This window comes from Bradyrhizobium sp. RDI18, from assembly GCF_043203335.1.
Taxonomy (GTDB): Bacteria; Pseudomonadota; Alphaproteobacteria; order Rhizobiales; family Xanthobacteraceae; genus Bradyrhizobium; species Bradyrhizobium retamae.
The window spans coordinates 3,063,962-3,081,600 of sequence record NZ_JBICRN010000008.1 but is presented as its reverse complement, the minus strand read 5'-3'; the positions used below and the strand labels follow the sequence as shown (position 1 = coordinate 3,081,600).

Sequence of the window (17,639 nt, the reverse complement as noted above, 5' to 3'; positions counted from 1 at the left end):
AGATCACGCGGCCGCGATGAGCGCAATCGCGCTCACGCTCGGGGTCCCTGCTTTCGCAGGGACGACGATGGCGAGTCAATTGCTACCGCCCCAGCCATTTCGGCGGACGCTTCTCGGCAAACGCTTTCGGTCCTTCGATGTAATCCTGCGAGGCCGCCATCGCCTTCACCGCGGGATACTCGCGCTGCTCGGCGATCGCCTGTTCCAGCGACACTTCGAGGCCGCGCTGGATCGCCTGCTTGGAGGCGCGGATCGACATCGGCGAGTTCTTGCAGATCGTCTCCGCCCAGCGCTCCGCCGCGGCGAGCGCTTCACCGGCGGGAACCACCTCGTTGACGAAGCCGAGTTCGAGGCCTTCTTTTGCCGAGACGTGGCGCGCGGTGAGGATCATGCCCATGGCGCGCTTCAGCCCGATCTGCCGCGGCAGCCGGTGCACGCCTCCGGCGAGCGCGGCGAGGCCGACGCGCGGCTCGGGCAGCGCGAAGGTCGCATTCTCCGCGGCGATGATGAGGTCGCAGGCCAGCGCGATCTCGAAGCCGCCGCCCATCGCGACGCCGTTGACGGCGGCGATGATCGGCTTGTCGCAGTCGAACCGCGAGGTGAGGCCGGCGAAACCGCCCTTGTCCCAGCCGCGTTTTCCGCCGGCCGCCTGCCATTTCAAATCGTTGCCGGCGCAGAACGCCTTATCGCCGGCGCCGGTGACGATCGCCACCCATTGCGCAGGGTCCGCGGAAAAATCGTCGAACACCTTGTTGAGTTCGAAATGCGCATCGATATGCAACGCATTGTACACTTCCGGCCGCGACAGCGTGATAATCGTGATCGGCCCCTTGCGTGTCACCTTGGAGAATTTCAGGTCCATGTTTGCTCCTTTCTGGATTTTCTGCGGCGAAGAATATTGACCGCGATCATAGCGCTGCCCGGCCGTCGGAAACCATCCAATTACGCAAGGCCCCCGCGCGTGCCAACGTCCATTCCGTTGCTTGACTTGGGCGTGGTCTTCCAACCTAAATCGATCCGAGCAGGAACGCCGCGTAGCGCCTAAACGCAAAAGCAATAAACGACATTTCCGGGAGACCGCCTTGGATTTCAACCTGCCTGCCGACCTCACGGCCTATCTCGACGAACTCGACCGCTTCATCGCGCGCGAGATCAAGCCGCTGGAGGAAGCCGACGACAACATCCGCTTCTTCGATCATCGTCGCGAATGGGCGCGTACCGATTTCGAAAACGGCGGCCTGCCTCGGCATGAATGGGAAGCGCTGCTGCGCAAGGCCAAGAACCTCGCCGACGCCGCCGGCCATTTGCGCTTCGCGATCCCGAAGCGCTATGGCGGCAAGGACGGTTCGAACCTCTGGATGGCCGTCATCCGCGAGCATTTCGCCTCGAAAGGGCTTGGCCTGCACAATGATCTGCAGAACGAGCATTCGATCGTCGGCAACCTGCCGCTCGTGACCATGCTCGACCGCTACGGCACCGACGAGCAGAAGGCGATGATCGAAGGCTCGATCACCGGAAAATACCGCATCACCTTCGGCCTCACCGAACCTGATCACGGTTCCGACGCGACGCATATGGAAACCAGGGCTGTGCAGGCGACACGTGACAACGTCAAGGGCTGGATCATCAACGGCCAGAAGATGTGGACGACCGGCATGCACGTCGCGACCCATTGTGCGCTGTTCGCCCGGACATCAGGCAATGACGGCGACGGGCGCGGCATTACCTGCTTCCTAGTGCCGGCCAAGAGCGAGGGCGTGAAGGTCGAGGAATATATGTGGACCTTCAACATGCCGACGGACCACCCGCGCGTCAGCTTCACGGATGTGTTTGTCCCTGAGGATGCACTGTTCGGCGAGATCGGCCGCGGACTATCGCTGGCGCAATGTTTTGTGCACGAGAACCGGATCCGGCAGGCGGCGAGCTCGCTGGGCGCGGCTGTCTACTGCATCAACGAGAGCGTGAAGTACGCGCGCGAGCGAAAGCCGTTTGGCAAGGCGCTGGCGGAGAACCAGGCGATCCAATGGCCCTTGGTGGAGCTGGCGACGCAGGCAGAGATGTTGCGTCTATTGATCCGCAAGACCGCGTGGGAGATGGACCAGCTCACACAGGCGCAAGTCGAGCACACCCTGTCCGATCGCGTGTCGATGTGCAACTACTGGGCAAACCGCCTGTGCTGCGAGGCCGCCGACCGCGCCATGCAGGTGCACGGCGGCATGGGCTATTCGCGCCACAAGCCGTTCGAACACATCTACCGCCACCACCGCCGCTACCGCATCACCGAAGGCAGCGAGGAAATCCAGAAGCGCAAGGTAGCGGGATTCCTGTTCGGATATATGGGTGCGGGCAAACACTGAGGAGCAAAGCCAAGGAGAAGGTCATGGAAGGTGGATGCACATGCCGGCATGTCCGCTACCGCCTGAACGGCAGGCCTATGATCGTGCATGCCTGCCATTGCACCTGGTGCCAGCGCGAGACCGGTACGGTGCATGCACTCAATGCGATGTACGAAGCCGATAGGGTAGAGCATCTCGCGGCCGAACCCGAGATCATCGTGACGCCGTCGGCGAGCGGCAAGGGCCAGCGCATCGCCCGTTGCCCGACTTGCAAGGTTGCCGTCTGGAGCAACTATCCGGGCTCCGGGCCAGCCGTGCGTTTTGTCCGCGTCGGTACCATGGATGATCCGTCACAGTGCCCGCCGGACGTTCACATCTTCACCTCCACCAAGCAGCCCTGGGTGACGCTGCCACCGGGCGCAAAAGCGTTCGCCGAGTTCTACAACATCGATGAAGTCTGGTCGGACGAAGCCAAGGAACGCCGGCGCGCGCTGCGCGAGCGGGCAGGGAAGAGGTGAGGGATTGCTCCGCCCTTAACAAGTCGTCGTCCCCGCGAACGCGGGGACCCATAACCACAGGGCGCAGTTTGAGTCATGGCGGTCAAGCGGAGGCAACGAACACTTCTCGTATCAGCAATGGTGCGGCGTATGGGTCCCTGCGTTCGCAGGGACGACATCGTTGATAGATCACGGATCAATTCACCTGCCGGTCCTTCCCCGCCCAATACGGCTCGCGCAAACTCCGCCGCAAGATTTTCCCGGAGGGATTGCGCGGCAGCGCCTCCATGAAGTCGATGGATTTCGGCGTCTTGAATCCGGCGATGCGCTCGCGCGTAAAATTGATGATGTCGGTGGCATTCGCCTGCTTGCCCGGCTTCATCACCACGATCGCCTTCACCGCTTCGCCCCATTTGTCGTCGGGAATGCCGATCACTGCGGCTTCGGCGACATCAGGATGATCGCAGATAGCGCTCTCGACTTCGGCCGGGTAGATGTTCTCGCCGCCGGAGATGATCATGTCCTTGATGCGGTCGTGGATATAGAGGTAGCCGTCTTCGTCCATGTAGCCGGCATCGCCGGTGCGCAGCCAGCCGTCGCTGCGGAGCGTCTTCGCGGTCGCCTCCGGCAGGTTCCAATAGCCGACCATGTTGGAGCCCGAACGGGTAGCGATCTCGCCGACCTGGCGCGGCGGCAACCGGTTGCCGTCGGGATCGAGGATCGCAAGCTCGATGCCGGGCAGCGCCTTGCCGGCGGAGCGCATGCGCTCCAGCCCCTCGACATGATCCTCAGGCGGAAGGGCAACGATGGTGCCGGTCGTCTCGGTCATCCCGTACAACTGCACGAAGCCGCACTTGAACACCTCGATGCACTCTTTGAGCAACGCAGCAGGAATCGGCGAGGCGCCGTAGAGCATGTATTTCAGGCGCGAAAAATCCACCTGCCGCGCCCGCGGCTGCCGCACCACGAACTGCATCGCGGCCGGCACCATGAACAGCTTGGTAATGCCGGACTGCTCGAAGAAATCCAGCACTTTGCTCGGATCGAACTCGCGGGCGATCACGCCCTTGGCGCCGTGATACAGCCCCATCACGCCCCAACCGGAGCCGCCGATGTGGAAGACCGGCATCGCCACCAGCGAGACGTCGTCGCTCGACCATTTGTTCCATTCGGGCTTCTCGGCCTCGCTGCCGGCGTTCACCAGATTGAGGAAGTTGGCGTGCGACAGCATCGCGCCCTTGGGCTTGCCCGTGGTGCCGGAGGTATAAAGCTGGATCGCGATATCCTTCGGGCTGATCGCCACGTTCGGATCGTCGCCGCTGGCCGCATCGCGCCAGGCCGCGAAATCCGGCCATTCCGGCGCGCCGCCCTCGGTCGTGATGATGGTGCGGACCTCAGGCAGTTGCGCCTTGATGTTGCGAACCTGCGTGATGAACTCGGGTCCTGCGAACAGCACCGGCGCCTTGCAGTCGCCGACGATGAAGGCGATCTCGGGACCGGCGAGCCGCCAGTTCACCGGCGCCATCACCACTTTGGCCTTCATCGCGCCCATCAGCAGTTCGAAATAGATATCACTGTTCTTGCCGAGGTAGGCGATCCGCTCGCCCGGCTTGACGCCCATCGCAATCAGCGCATTCGCCACGCGGTTGGTCTTGATGTCGAACTCGGCGAAGCTGGTCTGGCGCCCCTCGAACTCATAGGCGGTCGCGTCGCCGCGCGTTCTGGCGCGGTCGCGCACCATGTCGGCAAGATTCGTCAGTTGCTCCAGCGCGGACATGTCTCTCCCGTAGTGTTTTGCTTTCGTTGCGCGAAGTTTGGCGATATCGCACGACAAAGACAATACGGCTCTGTCGTCCCTGCGAACGCAGGGACCCATACGCCGCGGCCTATCGGCAAGAAGATGCGGCTAGTTGCCTACGTAACAACTTGCGCTGGTGGCCATGGGTCCCTGCTTTCGCAGGGAAAACTACCCCCGCGCAGCGCGGTCCTTCTCGTTCTGCGTCTTGATCGAGTCGCGCGCCTTGTTCCAGTCGTCGTCGCTCCAGTCGCGCAACTGATAGAAATTGCCGCCCATCGCGAGCGCCTGCGCGCCGTCCATGGCGATGGTCTCGCCGTTGATCCAGTCGCAACCGCCGGAGATCAGGAATACCGCGAGGTTCTGCAATTCCTCCATGGTGCCGACGCGGCCCATCGGGTTCTGCGCCCGCGTGCGCGCGCCGGCCTCGTCGCCTGGCTTGATGCGCTTGCTCATGCCTTCGGTCGGGATTTCGCCGGGCGCAATGGTGTTGAGGCGGATGCCGTATTTGCCCCATTCGACCGCGAGCGACATCGTCATGGCGTGGATCGCCGACTTGCTCATCGCCGACGGCACCACATAGGGCGAGCCGTTGCGCACCCAGGTCACCGTGATCGACACCACGTTGCCGCGTTGCTTGGCGGCGATCCAGCGCCGACCGACCGCGTGCGTCACATAAAACGTGCCATGCATCACGATGTTGGCGACCGCGTCAAAGCCGCGCGGCGAGAGCTCTTCCGAGCGCGAGATAAAATTGCCGGCGGCATTGTTGATGAGATCGGTGAGGGGACCCGAAGTCCAAATCTGTTCGATCATCTCGTCGACGGCCATCGCATTGCGGATGTCGACGCCGTGGCTGACCACGCGCCCGCCATGCAGATCCATCAATTCGGTTGCGGTCTCGTCGCAGACGATCTTGCGGCGGCTGCAGATGTGGACCTCGGCTCCCAGTTGGAGAAACCGCGCGGCCATGGATTTGCCGAGGCCGGTGCCGCCTCCGGTCACCAGAATGCGTCGCCCGGCGAGAAGCTGATCGTTGAACATCGTTTCCACCCAAGGGATTGTCTGTTAATTGGTCGATTGACTAAAACCGGACAACACCGTTCTGTAAAGCAGCAACTGAGGAGATTTTTCATGGAGCAGCGCGTCTCGATCTCGATTTCGGACGGCATTGCCGATGTCCGGTTGGTGCGTGCCGACAAGATGAATGCGCTCGATGCAGCGATGTTTGAGGCACTGGTGGCCACGACCGAGCGGCTGGCCAACGAAAAGGGGCTCCGGGTGGTAGTATTGTCCGGGGAGGGGCGGGCGTTTTGCGCCGGTCTCGACATGGGGCGCTTTCAGGCCATGAAGGAAAGTGGCGGTAATGGGATCGCCGGCGGCGAGAAGCGCGACCTCGCTGCACGCACCCATGGCATCGCGAACTTTCCGCAAGCTGCGGTCTGGGGCTGGCGCCAGCTTCCGGTGCCGGTGATTGCCGCGATCCAGGGCGTGGCGTTCGGCGGCGGCTTCCAACTCGCGCTCGGCGCCGACATGCGATTCCTCACGCCGGACGCGCGGATGTCGATCATGGAAATCAAATGGGGCCTGGTGCCCGACATGGCCGGCACGCCGATCCTCGCCAGTCTCGTTCGCGACGATATTTTGCGCGAACTCACCTATACCGGCCGCATCTTCTCCGCGCAGGAAGCCATGAGTTATGGACTCGCGACGCGGATCTGCGACGATCCGCGCGCGGCGGCTCTCGAGGTCGCCCGCGAAATCGCCGGCAAAAGCCCCGACGCGATCCGTGCCGCCAAGCGTATGCTGAACAAACTCTCCGTCGATCCGGCGCCGGCGCTGCTGGCCGAATCCGTCGAGCAGCAGAAGCTGCTCGGCAGCCCCAACCAGACCGAAGCCGTGCGCGCCAATATGGAAAAGCGCGCGCCGCGGTTTGTGGATGTTGGGTAACGAGGCTCCCGGTCATTCCGGGATGGTGCGTTAGCACCAGACCTCAGGTGCGCAATTGCGCACCATAATTCGATGCTTCGCATCGCTCCGGAATGACTGCACAGCTTCCAAACCCGACAGCAGATCGAAAGAGACAATGTCAGCCTCCCAACTCTTCCAAGGCATCATCAGCGGCGAGCGCCGGCGCGACCACGGCGAGGTCGCCGAACGTACTGAGCGCATCGCCAGCGGGCTGCAAAAGCTCGGCGTCAAACAGGGCGACAGTGTCGCCATGTTGATGCGCAACGACATCGCCTTCATCGAAGCGGCTTATGCGGCGATGCGGCTCGGCGCCTATGGCGTGCCGGTCAACTGGCACTTCAAGCCGGAAGAGATCAATTATGTGCTGAAGGATTCGGGCACATCCGTGCTTATCGCGCATGCCGACATGCTGCATCAGTTGCGCGAGGCGATCCCGCAAGGCGTCACGGCGCTCAGCGTGCCGACCCCGCCGGAGATTCTCAGCCATTACAAGATCAATCAGGATCATCTGGCGACGCCCGACTTCGCGATCGATTTCGAATCCTGGCTGAACCAACACCAGCGCTATGATGGGCCGGCGGTGCCGCAGCCGCAGAACATGATCTACACCTCCGGCACGACGGGCCATCCCAAGGGTGTGCGCCGCTTTGCGCCGACGCCGGAGCAAAGCGCCAACGCCGAGCGCATGCGCGCGCTGATCTACGGCCTCAAGCCGGGGGCCCGCGCATTGCTTCCGGGGCCGCTGTATCATTCCGCGCCGAATTCGTTCGGCCTGCGCGCCGGCCGCCTCGGCGGCGCCCTGGTGATCATGCCGCGCTTCGACGCGGAAGAATTTTTGCGCGTGGTCGCGACCGAGAAGATCGACACCATCTTCATGGTGCCGACCATGTTCATCCGGCTGATGAAGCTGCCGGAGGAGGTCCGCAGGAAGTACGACATGTCGTCCTTGCGCCATGTCATCCATGCGGCCGCGCCGTGTCCGGCGGACGTCAAGCGTGCGATGATCGAGTGGTGGGGGCCGATCATCTACGAATTCTACGGCTCGACCGAGTCCGGCGCGGTTACCTTTGCGACGTCCGAGGACGCGCTGAAGAAGCCCGGTACCGTCGGCAAGATCGCGCCGGGCGCCGAGTTGCGTTTCATCGGTGACGACGGCAGGGAATTGCCGCAGGGCGAGATCGGCGAAATCTATTCGCGCATATCAGGCAATCCCGATTTCACCTACCACAACAAGCCGGAAAAGCGCGCCGAGATCGATCGCGACGGTTTCATCACCTCGGGTGACGTCGGCTACATCGACGCGGACGGCTATGTCTTCATCTGCGACCGCAAGCGCGACATGGTGATTTCAGGCGGCGTCAATATCTATCCGGCCGAGATCGAGGCCGCGCTGCACGCGCTTCCCGGCGTGCATGACTGCGCCGTGTTCGGCATCCCCGACCCGGAATTCGGCGAGGCGCTGATGGCTGTGGTGGAGCCGCAGCCGGCGGTGACGTTAGATCCGGCTTCCATCTGCAACCAGCTCAAGGTCGCGCTGGCCGACTACAAGGTGCCAAAACACATCGAAATCCAGTCCAACCTGCCGCGGGAAGATTCCGGCAAGATCTTCAAGCGCCGCCTGCGCGATCCCTACTGGGAGCGGGCAGGGCGGAGGATTTAGCCGGCGCTGCACCGCGTCCGGAATACCCCGGTGTGCACCGCCTCCAACTTTATCTTGCACTGCGGCAAAAAAATTGCACACTCGGATGAGCCGGGCAGTTTGAGGTGGCCAGCCAATGTCTTCCCAGACCATGCCTTCCGAAATCGAAATCCGGCTCAACCGTAGCGAAGAATCGCTGGCGTTGGAGGAAGATGCCCGGCTGCGTACCGACATTCGTCTGCTCGGGCGGATTCTCGGTGATACCGTCCGCGACCAGGAAGGCGCTGACGTCTTCGATCTGGTCGAACGTATCCGGCAGACCTCGATCCGGTTCCATCGCGACGAGGACAAGCTGGCGCGGCGGGAGCTCGAGACCATCCTCGACAGCATGTCGATCAGCGATACCGTGCGGATTGTCCGCGCCTTCAGCTATTTTTCGCATCTCGCCAACATCGCCGAGGACCAGAACAACATCCGCCAGATGCGTGGCCGCGGTCCCGGCGGGCCGCGACCGAGCGCGCTGACCCAGACGCTCGCTCACGCAAAGACCGCCGGGATCAGCGCGGCCGAACTGCGTCGCTTCTTCAAGGGGGCCCAGGTCAGCCCGGTCCTGACGGCGCATCCCACGGAAGTCCGTCGCAAGAGCACGATCGACCGCGAGATGGAGATCGCCGGGCTGCTCGACCGGCGCGAACGCGTCCAGCTTACGCCGGAGGAGGCCGAGGCTTGCGACGAGCAGTTGCGCCGCGCCGTACTGACGCTGTGGCAGACCAACCTGCTGCGCCGGACCAAACTGACCGTGCTCGACGAAGTCGCCAACGGCCTGTCATTCTACGACTACACCTTCCTGCATGAGGTGCCGCGGCTGCATTGCGCGCTGGAGGACCGGCTGAACCGGGAGGAGGGCGGCGCGCCCGGCGAGCTGGCGTCGTTCCTGACCGTGGGAAGCTGGATCGGCGGCGACCGCGACGGCAACCCCTTTGTCACTGCCGACGTCATGCGCGGCACGCTGCGCCTGCAGTCGAGCCGGGTGATGAACTTCTATCTGGAGGAGTTGCATGTCCTCGGCTCCGAATTGTCGCTGGCCGCACACCTCGCCGACGTCTCCGACGAATTGCGCGCGCTGGCCGAGCGGTCCCCGGACACGTCGCCGCACAGGAGCGGTGAACCCTATCGGCTCGCGGTATCCGGCATCTATGCAAGGCTGACCGCGACCGCTGCAAAGCTCGAGGTCGAGACGACGCGTCGTCCGGTCGGCGAGGCCGCGCCTTATGCGAGCGTGAAGGAGTTCAAAGCCGATCTCGACGTGCTGGATCGTTCTTTGATCGCCAACAATTCGGGCGTGATCGCGCGCGGTCGGTTGCGCTTGCTACGTCGTGCCGTGGATTGCTTCGGTTTTCATCTGGCCCGGCTCGACATCAGGCAGAATTCCGCGGTGCACGAGCGCACGGTGGCTGAACTGTTCGATGCCGCTATCCCCGGCATGTCCTATCTGGCACTGAATGAGGAGGCCCGCATCCATCTGCTGCTGCGCGAGCTGCGCAGCGCCAGGCCGCTGACCTCGGCGTTCGTCAAGTACAGCGAAGAAACACTTGGCGAGCTCGCGGTGTTCCGCGCCGCCGCCGAGGCCCATGCGCGCTTCGGCCCCGACGTAATCCACCAATGCATCATCTCCATGTGCAAGGGCATGTCGGATATGCTGGAGGTGGCGGTGCTGTTGAAGGAGGTCGGCCTCGTCAATCCTTCCGGCCGTAGCGCCATCAACATCGTGCCGCTGTTCGAAACCATCGAGGATCTGCAGGCTTCATCCGGCATCATGGACCGGATGCTGGCGCTGCACGATTACCGCCGGCTGGTCGACAGCCGCGGCGGCATCCAGGAAGTGATGCTCGGCTATTCCGACAGCAACAAGGACGGCGGCTTCGTCACTTCGGGCTGGGAGCTGTATAAGGCCGAAATCGAACTGGTCGACGTGTTCGAGCGTCACGGCGTGCGCTTGCGGTTGTTCCACGGCCGTGGCGGTTCGGTCGGCCGCGGCGGCGGGCCGAGCTATGACGCCATCATCGCGCAGCCGGGAGGTGCGGTAAACGGACAGATCCGCATCACCGAGCAGGGCGAAATCATCTCCAGCAAATATTCCAATCCGGAAGTCGGCCGCAGCAATCTGGAAATCCTGGCTGCGGCGACGCTGGAGGCGAGCCTCTTGCATCCCCGGCAGAGCGCGCCGCGGAAAGAGTATCTCACGGCAATGGAGCAATTGTCGGCGCTGGCATTCAAGGCCTATCGCGGGCTGGTCTATGAGACCGAAGGCTTTGCCGATTATTTCTGGGGCTCCACCGTCATCACCGAAATCTCGACGCTCAACATCGGCAGCCGCCCGGCGTCGCGCAAGAAGACCCGCGAAATCGAGGACCTGCGCGCCATCCCCTGGGTGTTCAGTTGGGCGCAGTGCCGGCTGATGCTGCCGGGCTGGTACGGCTTCGGCTCCGCGGTCGAGACCTGGATCGCGGAGCACCCCGAGCAGGGCATGCCATTCCTGCAGGAGCTCTACCGCGAATGGCCGTTCTTCCGCATGCTGTTGTCGAACATGGACATGGTGCTGGCCAAGAGCTCGATTGCAATCGCCTCGCGCTATGCCGAACTGGTGCCTGACGTGGCGTTGCGCGAAAGCATCTTCGGGCGCATCCGGCGCGAATGGCACACGTCGATCGAGACCCTGCTCGACATCATGGGCCATGAGCGCCTCTTGCAGGGCAACCCGCTGCTGGAACGCTCAATCCGCAACCGCTTCCCATACCTCGATCCGCTCAACCACGTGCAGGTCGAACTGTTGAAGGAGCATCGCTCGCATAGTCCGGACGAGCAGGTGCTGCGCGGGATTCAGCTTACCATCAACGGGATATCGGCGGGGTTGAGGAATAGCGGGTGAGGGGAGCACCTCGGCCGTCGTCCCTGCGAACGCAGGGACCCATACCGCGTGATCTATCAGTAGGGGAGGATGGGAGACATCATCCTTCAGCTACAGAACCCTGTGGTTATGGGTCCCCGCGTGCGCGGGGACGACTCGTGGTGGGAGATCGCGCCTAACAATCAGCGCCCTCCGCGTTCACGGCTTCATCGCGCCCTGCGCACTCGTATAGACCGCATAGAGCGATGACGAGCCGCAGATGTAGAGCCTATTCCGCTGCTGGCCGCCGAAGCACAGGTTCGCGACAGTTTCCGGTATGTGGATCTTGCCGAGGAGATCGCCGTCAGGAGTGTAGCAGCGCACGCCGTCCTCATTCGGATCGCCCCAACCAACGGAGCACCAAAGGCGCCCCGCGGTGTCGCAGCGCAGCCCGTCGGTAATGCTGGGCTTGGGCATGTCCGCAAAGACTTTGCTGTTCGAAAGTTTGCCGGCCGCGAGGTCCACGTCGAACACGCGGATATGCGACGGGTTGTCCGGTCCGTCGGTAAAGCCGGTATCGCAGATATAGAGCTTCTTCTCGTCAGGCGAGAAGCAAAGGCCGTTCGGCTGCACGAAGTCATCGACCACCATCTTGATGTCGCCGGATTTCGGATCCACCCGGTAGACGTTTTTCTTTTCCTGCTCGGGCTCGGCCTTGATGCCCTCGTAATAGCCGCCGATTCCGTAGGCTGGGTCGCAGAACCAGATCGAACCGTCGGCCGCGACGACCGCGTCGTTCGGCGAGTTCAGTTTCTTGCCGTTGTATTTGTCGGCGATGATGGTGATCGAGCCGTCGAGTTCGGTCCGGGTGACGCGGCGGCCGGAATGTTCGCACGTGATCAGGCGTCCCTCGCGATCGATGGTATTGCCGTTCGAGTTCATCGACGGCTGGCGATACACGCTGAGATGACCGTCATCCTCCGAGAAGCGCATGATGCGATTGTTGGGAATGTCGGAAAACAGCACGTAGCGGCCGGCTGCGAAGTAGACCGGACCTTCGGCCCAGCGGAATCCGGTCGCGACGCGCTCCACCGCCATCGTGCCGGCGAACGCTGGGAAGCCTGTCGGCCCGAACGAAACCTTCGGTTTCTTCATCGACTCCAGGCGAGAGTCCGGATAGCGGGCGCCGGGAAGCGGGCCGAGCGGCAGAGGCGGCATTGCGGTGGTTGGCGCAGCGGTCTGGCCGAGCGGCGCGACGGAGGCCGCGGAGGCGGCTTTCATCGTCACGGCTGAGCCGGCAAGCGCGGCTGCGCCTGTCAGTAGCTTGCGGCGGTTGAAGCCACCGCCCTGGTGCTGCGGATCGGGAAAGGTCAGCCAAGTTGTCATGATTTCCTCCCACGTTTTTTGTTGGAAGGAAAACATCAGCCCGCATTCCGGCATAAAGCGGGCGAGCTGTGGTGAAACGGTCCGAAACGGCGGGCTGCTTGGTAGGGTGGGCAAAGCGAAGCGTGCCCACCATTCAAGCTGATGATCTCTGAAGGATGGTGGGCACGGCGCAAAAGTGCGCCTTTGCCCACCCTACCTTTCTGTCAGATCGGATCCCACGTGAAGATGTCTGCGGAGCGATCGAGCTTGTAGAACGATCCCGCAAGCGCCGGCATGCCGTGCTCGGCTATGGTTTGCGGCGTCCAGCCTTCGCTCCGCTGCACCGAGCGCAGCGGACGATTCTGGCTGAACAGGAATATCTCGTTCATGCGCACGCCGAAGATTTGTCCGGTGACGTCCTTGGCGGCGTCGCTGAGCAGATAGGCGCAGAGCGGCGCGATCTTCTCCGGTCCCATCTGCTGGATTTTCGCGACGCGCGCCTTCTCGGCCTCGGTCTCGGTCGGGATGGTGCCGATCATGCGGGTCCAGGCGAACGGCGAGACGCAGTTCGAGCGGACGTTGAAGCGGCCCATGTCGAGTGCGATCGACTTCGACAGGCCGACGATGCCGAGCTTGGCGGCGGCGTAGTTGGCTTGGCCGAAATTGCCGATCAGGCCCGAGGTCGAGGTGAAGTGCACGAAGGAGCCGCTCTCCTGTTCGCGGTACAGCCGTGCTGCGGCGTGGCTGACATAGAACGAGCCCATCAGGTGCACCTTGATGACGGCTTCGAAGGCTTCGACGCTCATTTTGTGGAAGATCATGTCGCGCAGAATGCCGGCATTGTTGACGACGCCGTCGAGCCGGCCGAAATGATCGGTCGCTGTCTTGACGATCTTGCTCGCCGGGATCGCTTCCGCCACCGACTCGAAATTGGCGACCGCAGTGCCGCCGCGCTTCTTGATCTCCTCGACCACTTCCTCGGCGGGAGCTGCGTTCGATCCGGCGCCGTCGGCGGCGACGCCGGGATCGTTGACGACGACCTTGGCGCCTTCCGCAGCGCAAAGCAGCGCGATCTCGCGGCCGATGCCGCGGCCGGCGCCGGTGACGATGATGACTTTGTCTTGCAGTGATTTTGTCATTGGACTCTCCTGTTGTGTCCGTCATTCCGGGGCGACGCGAAGCGTCGAACTACGGTGCGCAATTGCGCACCGGAGAATCTCGAGATTCCGGGTCTGGTCCTTCGGACCATCCCGGAATGACGAAGAATGTTACTTCTCGTTCGTAAAGATGATCGTGCCGCTTGCCGCGAACATGCCGCCGACGCCGTGGCAGACCGAGATCTTCGCGTCTTTGACCTGTGCCGGCGCGATGCCGCGCATTTGCCGCACGCTCTCCTGCAGCGCGTACATGCCGTACATGCCGGAATGCATGTAGCTCAATCCCCCGCCATTGGTGTTGAGCGGTAGCTTACCGCCGGGGCGGGTGTTGCCATCGGCGATGAACCTGCCGGTCTCTTCGTGCGGCATGAAGCCGAGATCTCCGAGGCCGTAGAGCGGCAGATGCGCGAAGGCATCGTAGATCATCAAATGGTCGACGTCCTTGTGGGTGATGCCGGCCTCCTTGAAGGCGGTGGGGCCTGCGACCTTGAAGGCGCGCGAGGAGTTGAACGTCTCCATCTGGCTGACCATCGGCGTTTCCACGCTCTCGCCGGTGCCGAGGATGTAGACTGGCTTTCTCGGAAAGTCCTTGGCGCGGTCGGCCGAGGTCAAGATGAGCGCGCCGCCGCCGTCGGTAACGAGGCAGCACTGCAGCAGGCGGAACGGGTAGGCGATCATCCGCGAGTTCAGCACGTCCGCGACCGTGATCGGGTCCTTCATCGTCGCGCGCGGGTTTTTCGCGGCCCATTCGCGCTGCACGACGGCGACCATGGCGATCTGCTCATGGGTGATTCCGTAGGTCTTCATGTAGCGCAGCACGGGAATCGGGAACATGCTGGGCGGCCCGTAGATGCCGAACGGCGCCTCGAACTGGCCCTGCAGGCTGTCGGCGGGGATCGAGCGCGGCAATTTGCCGATCATCGATTTTCCGCTCTCGGCGTGGGTGATCAGCACGGTCTTGCACAGGCCGGCCTCGATCGCGGCGGCGGCATGGCGGACATGCAGCATGAACGAACAGCCGCCGACGGAAGTGCCGTCCACCCAGGTCGGCGTAATGCCGAGGTAATGGGCGATCTGCTGCGGGGTTTCCACGGCGGTTGCGATACCATCGATGTCGGACAGCTTTAGCCCGGCGTCGGCGATCGCATTGAGCGCCGCATCCGCGTGGAGCTGGATCTGCGACATGTTCGGGATAACGCCGAGTTCGGTAGTCTCGGCAGCACCGACGACGGCAACTTGATTCCTGCGCATGGTGCTTAGGCCTTCGCCGGACGGAACATCGGAAGGGTGATCTTGTCGTCGAACTTCTCGAACGCGACCTCGAGCTTCATGTCGAGCTCCAGCGCCTCCGGCGTCTGCGGGCAATCGATGACGTTGCTCATCATGCGCGGACCTTCGTCGAGCTCGACGACCGCGATGGCGTAAGGCGGGGTGAAGCCGGGCGCGGCCGGGCGGTGGTTGATGACGTAGCTGTAGAGCTTGCCCTTGCCGCTGGCCTTGAAGACGGAAACCTGGCGCGAGGCGCAGGACGGGCAGAACGGGCGCGGCGGGAAATAGACGTTGGCGCAGGCGTCGCAGCGCTGCAGGCGCAACTCGCCGGCTTGCGTGCCATCCCAGAAATGCTGGGTCTCCGGGGTTGGCTTTGGTTTGGCGCGCGCACGCTCGGCCATGTCGGCAGTTTCTCCTTGGGGAAGTCGGGCGTTACCCGCTTGTTGCGGTCTTGATGCGACATTGTCTATTGCCCGTCAACGGCCCGAGCGGCGACGGAGATGCATGGCCGCATTCCCGCGCCCGAGAGCGCTTGTATGCCAGCGTGTCTCGGGCAATAGTCCGCGCCACGGCAAATCGCCGATGCACCTTTCGACATCGGGCTCGCTTCGGACCACGAGTGACGCCACAGGAAATGAACAAGAGAGCCATGCCTGACCATCCGACGCTTGCCAGTCTTGCCGCCGAGCTCGACTCCGGACGCACCACCGCGCGCAAACTGGTCGAGGAATGCCTCGCCAGGATTGCCGATCCCGCCGGCGAGGGCGCACGGACCTTTATCCACGTCGACAAGGACGCAGCGATCGCCGCAGCCGACGCGATGGATCATCTGCGTAAAGCCAACGCCGCGCCATCGCCCTATGCCGGCATTCCCGTCTCGATCAAGGATCTCTACGACATCAAGGGGCAGGTGACCCGCGCCGGCTCTCGCGCGCTGGAAGATTCTGCGCCGGCAGACGCCGATGCGCCTGTGGTGGCGCGGCTGCGCCGGGCCGGCTTCATCGTGATCGGCCGCACCAACATGACCGAGTTCGCCTATTCCGGCATCGGCATCAATCCGCATTACGGCACGCCGAAGAGCGTCTGGAACCGCAGCGTCGGGCACGTGCCGGGCGGCTCGTCCTCGGGCGCGGCGGTCTCGATCGCCGACCGCATGGCGTATGGCGCGCTCGGCACCGATACCGGCGGCTCCTGCCGGATTCCGGCGGCCTATAACGGCATCGTCGGTTACAAGCCGACGCAGGCGCGCGTGCCGCTCGACAGCGGCGTGCCGCTGTCCTCCTCGCTCGACAGCTTTGGGCCGCTGGCGCGTAGCGTGGCTTGCTGTGCGGTGCTGGATGCTGTGCTTGCGGATGAAGCCGTGCAGCCGTTGCAGCCGCGCACCGTCAAGGGCATGCGACTCGCGGTGCCGACCACGATCGCGCTCGATGACCTCGACGAGGAAGTCGCCAAAACCTTCGAGCGCGCGCTGGCGACGCTGTCGCGCCACGGCGCGTTGATCGAGCGCATTGAGGTGCCGGAGTTTCACGACGTCGGCGTCATGAACAGCAAGGGCGGTTTTGCCGCCGCCGAAAGCTACGCCTGGCACCGCTACCTGCTCACCGGCAAAGGCGACGTCTACGACCCTCGCGTCCGCGTCCGTATCCTGCGCGGCGAAGGCATCAGCGCGGCGGACTATATCGACATCCTCAAGGCGCGCCGCTCGTTCATTGCGCGAACCGAACAACGCATCGCGCCCTACGACGCGCTGGTGCTGCCGACCACCGCGAATACGCCGCCCAGGATCGCCGACCTCGCCGACGACCAGGCCTTCGCCACGCAGAATCTGCGCGCCTTGCGCAATTGTACCCTGATCAACATGCTCGACGGCTGCGCGATCTCGCTGCCCGCGCATCGCGAAGGCGAGGTGCCGGTCGGGCTGATGCTCGCAGCCGTCGGCGGATCGGATCGCCGCGTCTTCGAACTCGCCGCCGGAATGGAGAATGTCATCCGTGTTTGATCTGACTTTCAACGTCGACGACAAGGGCATGCTGACGCCGCTGACGCTCGCGATCGACCAGGCCGTCATCGCCGGCTGGACCGGGCGCGATCCGGTCGCGCGCGACAAGCATATCGCCGAACTGGAAGCGCTCGGCATCGCGCGCCCCGCGACGACGCCGATCTACTACCGCTGCTCGGCGCGGCGGATTACCCAGGACGATCGTATCGAGGTAACGGGCGGCGATTCCAGCGGCGAGGTCGAGTTCGTGCTGATCGGCTGGCAGGGCCGCATCTTCGTCGGCTGCGGCTCCGACCACACCGATCGCAAGGTGGAAAGCTACAGCGTCACCGTCTCAAAACAGATGTGCGACAAGCCGGTGGCCTCGGTGCTGTGGGAACTGGAGGAAGTCATCGGTCACTGGGACCGGCTGATCCTGCGCTCCTGGGCCATCATCGGCGGCGCGCGGGTGCTCTACCAGGAGGGCACGCTGGATGCGATGCTGCCGGTCAACGACCTGATCGAGCGCGGTTTTGGCGGCAAAGGCCTGCCCGACGGCTGCGCCATGTTCGGCGGCACGTTTGCGGCCAAGGGCGGCATCCGCCCGGCTGATCGCTTCGAGTTTGAACTGGAGGACCCCGTGCTGAAGCGGAAGATTAGCCACGGCTATGATGTGACCGCGCTGCCGGTGCTGGGCTAGCCGTCGTCCCTGCGAACGCAGGGACCCATATCCACCTTTATTCGT

14 protein-coding genes are annotated in these 17,639 nt (G+C 63.4%); 7 read left to right on the top strand and 7 right to left on the bottom strand.

Going from position 1 to position 17,639, the window contains the following annotated elements; all coding sequences use genetic code 11:
* Window positions 1-82 precede the first annotated feature (82 nt).
* Complete coding sequence (locus tag ACFXS9_RS23960) at window positions 83-862, bottom strand: enoyl-CoA hydratase-related protein (RefSeq protein ID WP_392692658.1); 780 nt, start codon at window positions 860-862, stop codon at window positions 83-85.
* A 220-nt stretch (window positions 863-1,082) separates the two neighbouring features.
* Between ACFXS9_RS23960 and ACFXS9_RS23955 the strand changes: the two genes are divergently transcribed.
* Window positions 1,083-2,357: an acyl-CoA dehydrogenase family protein gene (locus tag ACFXS9_RS23955; RefSeq protein ID WP_392692655.1), complete on the top strand. Its 1,275-nt coding sequence runs from the start codon at window positions 1,083-1,085 to the stop codon at window positions 2,355-2,357.
* A gap of 23 nt (window positions 2,358-2,380) precedes the next feature.
* The gene (locus ACFXS9_RS23950) at window positions 2,381-2,854 is read left to right on the top strand and encodes a GFA family protein (RefSeq protein WP_392692653.1); all 474 of its coding nucleotides are present in this window, start codon (window positions 2,381-2,383) and stop codon (window positions 2,852-2,854) included.
* Window positions 2,855-3,029: 175 nt separating this feature from the next.
* Here ACFXS9_RS23950 and ACFXS9_RS23945 read toward each other — a convergent pair whose 3' ends face one another.
* Complete coding sequence (locus ACFXS9_RS23945; protein ID WP_392692650.1) at window positions 3,030-4,610, bottom strand: fatty acid--CoA ligase; 1,581 nt, start codon at window positions 4,608-4,610, stop codon at window positions 3,030-3,032.
* A gap of 189 nt (window positions 4,611-4,799) precedes the next feature.
* Window positions 4,800-5,672, bottom strand: a complete 873-nt coding sequence (locus ACFXS9_RS23940; RefSeq protein ID WP_392692647.1) for an SDR family oxidoreductase — start codon at window positions 5,670-5,672, stop codon at window positions 4,800-4,802.
* A 90-nt stretch (window positions 5,673-5,762) separates the two neighbouring features.
* On the opposite strand from ACFXS9_RS23940, the gene ACFXS9_RS23935 reads away from it, so the two are divergent.
* From ACFXS9_RS23935 to ppc, 3 genes are all read left to right on the top strand, one after another.
* Entirely contained in the window at window positions 5,763-6,578 is an 816-nt protein-coding gene (locus ACFXS9_RS23935) for a crotonase/enoyl-CoA hydratase family protein (RefSeq protein ID WP_392692644.1), read from the top strand.
* Window positions 6,579-6,714: 136 nt separating this feature from the next.
* Complete coding sequence (locus ACFXS9_RS23930; RefSeq protein ID WP_392692642.1) at window positions 6,715-8,259, top strand: acyl-CoA synthetase; 1,545 nt, start codon at window positions 6,715-6,717, stop codon at window positions 8,257-8,259.
* A gap of 115 nt (window positions 8,260-8,374) precedes the next feature.
* Window positions 8,375-11,167 carry a phosphoenolpyruvate carboxylase gene (ppc, locus tag ACFXS9_RS23925; RefSeq protein WP_392692639.1) on the top strand — a complete coding sequence of 931 codons (2,793 nt, stop codon included), beginning with the start codon at window positions 8,375-8,377 and terminating at the stop codon, window positions 11,165-11,167.
* Between the two features lie 177 nt (window positions 11,168-11,344).
* Here ppc and ACFXS9_RS23920 read toward each other — a convergent pair whose 3' ends face one another.
* From ACFXS9_RS23920 to ACFXS9_RS23905, 4 genes are all read right to left on the bottom strand, one after another.
* Window positions 11,345-12,280 (bottom strand): SMP-30/gluconolactonase/LRE family protein, encoded by a 936-nt coding sequence (locus tag ACFXS9_RS23920; RefSeq protein WP_082637907.1) that lies wholly within the window; start codon window positions 12,278-12,280, stop codon window positions 11,345-11,347.
* A gap of 434 nt (window positions 12,281-12,714) precedes the next feature.
* Entirely contained in the window at window positions 12,715-13,629 is a 915-nt protein-coding gene (locus tag ACFXS9_RS23915) for an SDR family oxidoreductase (RefSeq protein ID WP_213255746.1), read from the bottom strand.
* 129 nt (window positions 13,630-13,758) lie between these two features.
* Complete coding sequence (locus ACFXS9_RS23910; protein ID WP_392692636.1) at window positions 13,759-14,898, bottom strand: thiolase; 1,140 nt, start codon at window positions 14,896-14,898, stop codon at window positions 13,759-13,761.
* Between the two features lie 5 nt (window positions 14,899-14,903).
* Window positions 14,904-15,317 (bottom strand): Zn-ribbon domain-containing OB-fold protein, encoded by a 414-nt coding sequence (locus ACFXS9_RS23905; protein WP_392692634.1) that lies wholly within the window; start codon window positions 15,315-15,317, stop codon window positions 14,904-14,906.
* Between the two features lie 248 nt (window positions 15,318-15,565).
* Here ACFXS9_RS23905 and ACFXS9_RS23900 point away from each other — a divergent pair, with 248 nt between their 5' ends.
* Window positions 15,566-16,915, top strand: coding sequence for an amidase (locus tag ACFXS9_RS23900; RefSeq protein ID WP_392692631.1), 1,350 nt, complete (start codon window positions 15,566-15,568; stop codon window positions 16,913-16,915).
* Complete coding sequence (locus tag ACFXS9_RS23895; RefSeq protein ID WP_392692629.1) at window positions 16,908-17,594, top strand: DUF2848 domain-containing protein; 687 nt, start codon at window positions 16,908-16,910, stop codon at window positions 17,592-17,594. Before ACFXS9_RS23900 ends, ACFXS9_RS23895 begins: the two co-directional genes overlap by 8 nt.
* Window positions 17,595-17,639 lie beyond the last annotated feature (45 nt).

Excerpts from the sequence above, each read along its gene's own strand:
- ACFXS9_RS23930 (WP_392692642.1), top strand. The coding sequence starts at position 6,715 with ATGTCAGCCTCCCAACTCTTCCAAGGCATCATCAGCGGCGAGCGCCGG.
- ACFXS9_RS23945 (WP_392692650.1), bottom strand. The coding sequence starts at position 4,610 with ATGTCCGCGCTGGAGCAACTGACGAATCTTGCCGACATGGTGCGCGAC.
- ACFXS9_RS23940 (WP_392692647.1), bottom strand. The coding sequence starts at position 5,672 with ATGTTCAACGATCAGCTTCTCGCCGGGCGACGCATTCTGGTGACCGGA.
- ppc (WP_392692639.1), top strand. The coding sequence starts at position 8,375 with ATGTCTTCCCAGACCATGCCTTCCGAAATCGAAATCCGGCTCAACCGT.
- ACFXS9_RS23905 (WP_392692634.1), bottom strand. The coding sequence starts at position 15,317 with ATGGCCGAGCGTGCGCGCGCCAAACCAAAGCCAACCCCGGAGACCCAG.
- ACFXS9_RS23900 (WP_392692631.1), top strand. The coding sequence starts at position 15,566 with ATGCCTGACCATCCGACGCTTGCCAGTCTTGCCGCCGAGCTCGACTCC.
- ACFXS9_RS23920 (WP_082637907.1), bottom strand. The coding sequence starts at position 12,280 with ATGAAGAAACCGAAGGTTTCGTTCGGGCCGACAGGCTTCCCAGCGTTC.
- ACFXS9_RS23915 (WP_213255746.1), bottom strand. The coding sequence starts at position 13,629 with ATGACAAAATCACTGCAAGACAAAGTCATCATCGTCACCGGCGCCGGC.
- ACFXS9_RS23910 (WP_392692636.1), bottom strand. The coding sequence starts at position 14,898 with ATGCGCAGGAATCAAGTTGCCGTCGTCGGTGCTGCCGAGACTACCGAA.
- ACFXS9_RS23935 (WP_392692644.1), top strand. The coding sequence starts at position 5,763 with ATGGAGCAGCGCGTCTCGATCTCGATTTCGGACGGCATTGCCGATGTC.
- ACFXS9_RS23960 (WP_392692658.1), bottom strand. The coding sequence starts at position 862 with ATGGACCTGAAATTCTCCAAGGTGACACGCAAGGGGCCGATCACGATT.
- ACFXS9_RS23950 (WP_392692653.1), top strand. The coding sequence starts at position 2,381 with ATGGAAGGTGGATGCACATGCCGGCATGTCCGCTACCGCCTGAACGGC.